The organism is Pseudomonas sp. ACN8 (assembly GCF_002303925.1).
GTDB lineage: Bacteria > Pseudomonadota > Gammaproteobacteria > Pseudomonadales > Pseudomonadaceae > Aquipseudomonas.
The window spans coordinates 87,985-94,267 of sequence record NZ_MRCS01000023.1; the positions used below are offsets into that span (position 1 = coordinate 87,985).

Genomic DNA, 6,283 nt, shown 5'->3' on the forward strand with positions numbered 1-6,283 from the left:
TCGCTCCCACAGGAGATTTGTGAGCGACACAGATCCAGTGTGGGAGCGAGCCTGCTCGCGATGGCGTTCGACCCGACAGCAAAAATCTCAATGCTTGTCGGCAATTTCATCCAGATGATCCTCGATCTCTTGCGGCTTGAGCACCAGCACATCGCTCTCCAGCTTATCCAGCACCACTTCCGCCGTGTTGCCGATCAATGCCCCTGACAACCCGCTACGCGCCACGGTGCCGATCACCGTCACCGCTGCCTGCAGCTTGTGCGCCATGAACGGAATCAACACGTCCGCCGGGCCTTCCTCGATGTGCAGGTGATCATCGTCAATGTCGAACTCCGCCTGGAACGCCCTGCACTGTTCGCGATAACGCGCCTGGATGGTTTCGCTGAGTTGAAACGTCGGGTCGGCCGCCGACAGCATCGGCGACGGGTGGGCGCTGATCACATGCAGATGGGCCTTGGCCAGGCCGGCGATGTCATAGCCATGATCGATGATGGTGTTGTGCAGATGGCGATGCTCGCCGTCGGCGTTGCCCACGTCGATGGCCGCCAGGATTACTTTGTCTTGCCAGGAGCCGGAGGTCTTGACCAGCAGTACCGGCGCCGGACAACTGCGCAGCAGTTTCCAGTCATCCGGGGTCAGCAGGGCCTTTTTCAGCGCGCTGTCGGGAAAGTGCTGCTTGACCACCAGCCCACATCCCTCGGCCTGCTGCACATCGACGATGGTGTCATGCAGAGTGTCGCGCCACGCCTGCTCGGTGGTGACGCTGTAGCCGACTTCCAGTAGCTCTTCCTTGAGCGCCCTGAGGTGTTCGGAGTGATCATGCTTCTTGTCACAGACCAACAGGTGCAAGTGCGCCTGGGTCTTGCAGGCGATCAATTTGGCGCGGGCCAGGGCCAGGCTCTCATCCGGTGAGGGTTCGATGACCACCAGAATGCTGCGAACGGCTTGCATGTGCGGGATCTCCTGAAAATAAAAAAGCACGGCGTTGCACAACTATAGTTGCTGTCTGCGATTCGGGGACTTGATGCATATCAACGGTTGGCGACTGGTGGTCTGCGGGCAGGCCGGTATAATCGGCGCCCTTCGTTTTGAACCTATTTTTCCGTGAGCCCCATGATCCTTCCCGAAATTCACGAGTTCCTTGGCTGCCGCACCCCCGACGGCTGGATCCAGGCCGCGCTGGCCGATCAGGAAACCCTGCTGATCGACCACAAGAACTGCGAATTCAAGGCCGCGAGCACTGCGTTGAGCCTGATCGCCAAGTATCACTCCCACGTCGATCTGATCAACATGATGTCGCGTCTGGCCCGGGAGGAACTGGTGCACCACGAACAGGTCATGCGCTTGATGAAACGGCGCAAGATCGAGTTGCGCCAGCTGTCCGCCGGGCGCTATGCGTCGGGGCTGCGCAAGGTGGTGCGCAGTCACGAGCCGGTGAAACTGGTGGACACCCTGGTGGTGGGGGCCTTCATCGAGGCCCGCAGTTGCGAGCGTTTCGAAGCCCTGGTGCCGCATCTGGACGAAGAGCTGGGCAAGTTCTATTTCGGCCTGCTCAAGAGCGAGGCCAGGCATTTCCAGGGTTACCTGAAGCTGGCTTACCAGTACGGCGATGCCAAGGACATCGCCCAGGTGATCGACAAGGTCCGCGCCGCCGAGCAGGAGTTGATCGAGTCACCGGATGTGGAATTCCGTTTTCATAGTGGTGTGCCTGCGGCGGCCTGAACGCACCGCCGCTCCCACATTGGAATGTATTTTCCTGTGGGAGCGAGCCTGCTCGCGAAGGGGCCATCAGCAACACAGACCCAGCCGTTCATGCCATTGCGCGATGGACTCTTTGGGGTACAGATCGAACTGTAGATCTGCAGGCTGCGCCTGGACCTCCACCCACGTCGCCTTCGAACCCAGCATCAGGTGCGTGTGTTCCGGCGGCACCGGCAGCGGGGTGTCGATGGCCGAGGCGAACGGGTGGATCAACTCCGGCCACTGCGGGCTGAACAACCACAGACCCGAGCCACAAACCGAGCAGAAATGCCGCTCGGCGGTGCTGCTGTGGGCGCGTTTGTCGCCTTCTTCCTTGAGTCGCGCATGGTAAATCGAGATGTGCTTGCGCCCGCGAACCTTGAGGCTGGCGGCATCGCCACCGAGGTTGATCGCAAAACCGCCACCGCCCTGGGTCTTGCGGCAGATCGAACAGTAGCAACGCTGATAAGGGTAGGGGTGGGCGCTGGTCAGGCTGAACGACACCGCGCCGCAATGGCAGGAACCTTCGAGTTGCATGGGAACCTCCGGCTGGATTGAGCGTACTCAGGACAGCCTAGACCGTCAGGTCGACTCGACAGGCACCAGGATCGCGTCGCCGGTCGCCACCAGTTTCAGTTGATCACCGTTTTGCGCGAACAACTCGGCGCGAGCGAACACCTGTTTCTTGCCGGCTTTCACCACCCGGCCCCGGGCGATGAACACTTCACCGATGGCAGGCGCCAGGCAGTTGACTGAAAAGTGCGAGGCCAGCACGTTGCCCGCCACGGTGCCGGCGGCAAAACCGCAGACGGTGTCGAGCATCGCGCCAATCAGGCCGGCATGCAGGAAACCGGCGTATTGCGCCATGTCGGTCTCGCGAAAAGCCATGGTGAGCTCGGCTTCGCCGCTTTCGGCGCGGGTGACTTCGAAGCCGGCCCAGCGGTTGAAGGCTGATGTCGAGTTGATGTGCTTGAGTGTGTTGAGCATGGCGAATCCCTCCGGTTGAGGGTTCAACATGCGCCGGGTTTGGGTGGATGTCATGGTCCATAAGGGAAGGTGATGGGCTGGTGGGTTGGTGGTGAATGGGCTGGCCTCATCGCGAGCAGGCTCGCTCCCACAGGGGATCGCGTTCCAAAATGTGGGAGCTGGCTTGCCTGCGATGAACGATCACGCGGTCCCACTGGACGCCCACCAAAGGCCAAGTCAGCATGTCCCCCTCAAAACCGGGACATGACCTGATGCGACGTTTACCTTCCCTGGCAGCCCTGCGAACCTTCGAATGCGCCGCCCGCCACGCCCATTTCGGCCGGGCGGCGGCTGAGTTGTGTGTCACCGACAGCGCGGTCAGCCACCAGATTCGCCAGCTCGAAGAGCAGCTCGGCGCGCCGCTGTTCGTGCGCGAAGGCCGGCAGATTCGCCCGACCCTGGCCGCCGGGCGCCTGATGCAGAGCTTGCAGCAGGCTTTCGAGCTGATTGGCGATGCCTGCGATGAACTGCGCGACCCTTCATCTCTGGCGGTATTGCGTCTGGCGGTCACTGCCGAGCTGGCGCAAAAGTGGCTGATGAGTCGGCTCACGGATTTCTACGCGCGTTACCCGCACATCACCTTGCATCTGTACGAACAGCCGATCGATGCCACGGCGCCCGGGGAAGACATCGACCTGGCGATCACCTACGGCACCGGCCCGGTGGACAGCACCGCGTATTTCGTCCGGCCGCTGCCGGCGTTGCAGTTCTTCCCGGTGTGCAGCCCCGGCCTGTTCAACCAGGGTACGCTGAAAACCCCGAAGGACCTGGCCCGTCACTGTCTGCTGCACGACGACCAGGACGGCAAGACCTGGACCGCGTGGCTCACCAGCCATGCCGGCGATCAGCGCCCCGACCGGCAGCTGTATTTCGCCCACGCCGGGCTGGCACTGGAGGCTGCGGCCCAAGGGCAGGGCGTGGCCATGGGCGACAACCTGACGGCCCAGGAAGATTTGCTCAGCGGGCGGCTGGTACGGCCGTTCACTTCGAGCATGACCGCCCTGGGCCAATACGCGCTGGTGTGTGAGCGGGTGCGGCTGGAGCGTCCGGCGGTGGCGCAGATGCTGGAATGGTTCAACGATCAGTTGTTAGATTGATGAGTTCAATTCAAGTATTCCGAAATAATCATCGTTGGCGAGTCAGTCGCCAACGCCCTTAGCCTGTGGTCATTCCAATCCCCGTTGAAGAGGTTTGACCATGGCCCGTTTGCTCGACACCACTCCCAAGCAGGACGGTTTCCGTCTGCCCGGCGAATTCGAAGCCAAGTCCGGTTGCTGGCTCGGCTGGCCGGAGCGCACCGACGTCTGGCGCAACGGAGCCAAGCCTGCGCAGAAAGTCTGGGTGCAGATCGTCACCGCCATTTCCATGAGCGAACCGGTGACCGTGTGCGCCTCGGCGGCACAGTTCGCCACCGCGCGCCGACAGTTGCCGCCGCAAGTGCGCGTGGTGGAAATGACCTGCAACGACACCTGGTTTCGTGACAGCGGGCCGTGCTTCGTGGTCAATGAGCAGAGCGGCGAAGTGCGCGGCGTCGACTTCGAATTCAACGCCTACGGCGGGCTTGACGGCGGCCTGTACTACCCGTGGGACAAGGACGACCAGATCGCCGGCAAGATCCTCGAAATCGAACGCTTCGACCGCTATCGCGCGCCGCTGATCGCCGAACTGGGTGGCATCCAGAGCGACGGCCAGGGCAGCATCCTGACCACTGAACAATGCCTGCTCAACCGCAATCGCAACCAGCATCTGGGCAAGGACGAAGTGACCCGTCGCCTGACCGATTACCTCGGTGCCGAGCAGGTGATCTGGCTGCCACGGGGCTGCAAGTTCGACGAAACAGACGGCCACGTCGACGACCTCGCGTGCTTCGTGCGTCCCGGTGAAGTGGTGTTGCAGTGGACCGACAACCGCGACGACCCGCAGTGGGAAATCTATCAGGAGGCCTACGACATCCTGCGCAGCACCCGCGACAGTCGCGGTCGCGAGTTGATCGTGCACAAGCTGCCGCAGCCGGATGTGCTGGAGTGGACCGCCGAAGAAGCCGAAGGCCTGGACCAGCAGGACAGCACCCATACCCGCCAGGCCGGGACGAAAATCTGCGCGTCGTACATCAACTACTACGCCGGCAACAGTTCGATCGTGGTGCCGCTGTTCGGTGATCGCAACGACAAGGTGGCGCTGGCGACCCTGGCCGAGCTGTTCCCGAAGCACAGCATCGTCGGCATCGAAAACTCCCGGGAAATACTCCTCGGTGGCGGCAACGTCGCGTGCATCACCATGCCGCAGTACGCCGGCACCCACTCCAACAAGAAAGGAGCGTGATCGTGGGCCTGCACAAACTGACTCAAGCAATACTGCTGGTGCTTGCACCCCTGTGTGTGCAGGCCGCCGATACCGCCAAACCGGTGGTCAATCTGTACATCTGGGGCGAGTATCTGGCCCCGGACACCTTGAAGAATTTTGAAGCGAAAACCGGCATCCATGTGGTGGCCGACCACTTCGATTCCCTGGAAACCGTCGAGACCAAGTTACTCACCGGTCGCAGTGGTTACGACCTGGTGCTGACGGCGGGGCAGCACCTGTCGCGCGCCATCGAGAGTGGCGCGGTGCGGACGGTCGACAAGCAGCAACTGCCGCATTTCGCCGGCGTCGGCGAGGAGTTCCGCCAGCACATGGCGGTGTTCGATCCGGGCAACCGCTATGCCGGGATCTACGCCTGGGGCACCACGGGCGTGGGTTATCAGGAACAGGCCGTGAAACAACGCCTGCCCGACGCGCCGACCGACAGTTGGGCGATGCTGTTCGACCCGGCCGTGGTTTCGAAATTCGCCGATTGCGGGGTCAGCCTGCTCAACGATCCCAATGAAGTGTTTGCGGCGGTCATGAAGTACATGGGCCTGGACATCAACCACCAGAACCTCGATGACCTGAAGCTGGCCGAGCAGCAACTGGCGAAGATTCGGCCGTACATTCGTTACTTCGACAACGACCTGAACATCAGCGACCTGGCCAACGGCAACACCTGCGTGGCGATGTCGTGGAACGGCAACGTGGGCATCGCGGCGGGCCAGGCCGAGGCGGCGGGCAAGCCGTATTCGCTCAAGTACCGGATTCCGAAGGAGGGCACGTTGATCTGGTTCGATGCCATGGTCATACCCAAGGACGCACCGCACCCGAAGGCCGGCCTGGCGTTGATGGACTACCTGATGACCCCGGAGGTGATTGCGCCGATTACCGACACCATCCATTACGCCAATGCGATCACGGCGGCGGATGATCTGGTCGACCCGGTGATTCGCAACGATCCGGGGACGTATCCGCCGGCTGGGGTGAGGGCTTCGCTGTATAGCAAGAATGACAATGGCAAGGCGTTCAACCGGGCGTTGATCCGGGCGTTCAGTCGGTTGAAGTCGGGGTTGTGATTGGCTTTGGGTGTGTGTTGTTGGTAAGGACGCCTTCGCGAGCAGGCTCGCTCCCACATTCGACCGCATTCCCATGTCAGAACTCGGTTAAAGGT

Annotated in this window: 7 protein-coding genes; 4 read left to right on the forward strand and 3 right to left on the reverse strand. The window is 61.8% G+C overall.

Going from position 1 to position 6,283, the window contains the following annotated elements; all coding sequences use genetic code 11:
* Positions 1–87: 87 nt before the first annotated feature.
* The gene (locus BSF44_RS15020; protein ID WP_095944159.1) at positions 88–951 is read right to left on the reverse strand and encodes a universal stress protein; all 864 of its coding nucleotides are present in this window, start codon (positions 949–951) and stop codon (positions 88–90) included.
* Between the two features lie 162 nt (positions 952–1,113).
* Between BSF44_RS15020 and BSF44_RS15025 the strand changes: the two genes are divergently transcribed.
* A complete protein-coding gene (locus tag BSF44_RS15025) occupies positions 1,114–1,722 on the forward strand; it encodes a tRNA-(ms[2]io[6]A)-hydroxylase (RefSeq protein WP_007986374.1) in 609 nt (202 codons plus the stop codon).
* Between the two features lie 66 nt (positions 1,723–1,788).
* Here the strand turns inward: BSF44_RS15025 and BSF44_RS15030 are convergent, their stop codons facing one another.
* Positions 1,789–2,277, reverse strand: coding sequence for a GFA family protein (locus BSF44_RS15030; RefSeq protein ID WP_095944160.1), 489 nt, complete (start codon positions 2,275–2,277; stop codon positions 1,789–1,791).
* Between the two features lie 45 nt (positions 2,278–2,322).
* A complete protein-coding gene (locus tag BSF44_RS15035; RefSeq protein WP_095944161.1) occupies positions 2,323–2,727 on the reverse strand; it encodes a PaaI family thioesterase in 405 nt (134 codons plus the stop codon).
* A 251-nt stretch (positions 2,728–2,978) separates the two neighbouring features.
* Between BSF44_RS15035 and BSF44_RS15040 the strand changes: the two genes are divergently transcribed.
* From BSF44_RS15040 to BSF44_RS15050, 3 genes are all read left to right on the forward strand, one after another.
* The gene (locus BSF44_RS15040; RefSeq protein WP_095944162.1) at positions 2,979–3,863 is read left to right on the forward strand and encodes a LysR substrate-binding domain-containing protein; all 885 of its coding nucleotides are present in this window, start codon (positions 2,979–2,981) and stop codon (positions 3,861–3,863) included.
* 100 nt (positions 3,864–3,963) lie between these two features.
* Positions 3,964–5,088, forward strand: coding sequence for an agmatine deiminase (aguA, locus tag BSF44_RS15045; protein ID WP_095944163.1), 1,125 nt, complete (start codon positions 3,964–3,966; stop codon positions 5,086–5,088).
* Positions 5,089–5,090: 2 nt separating this feature from the next.
* Positions 5,091–6,188, forward strand: a complete 1,098-nt coding sequence (locus BSF44_RS15050) for an extracellular solute-binding protein (RefSeq protein ID WP_095944164.1) — start codon at positions 5,091–5,093, stop codon at positions 6,186–6,188.
* Positions 6,189–6,283: the final 95 nt, after the last annotated feature.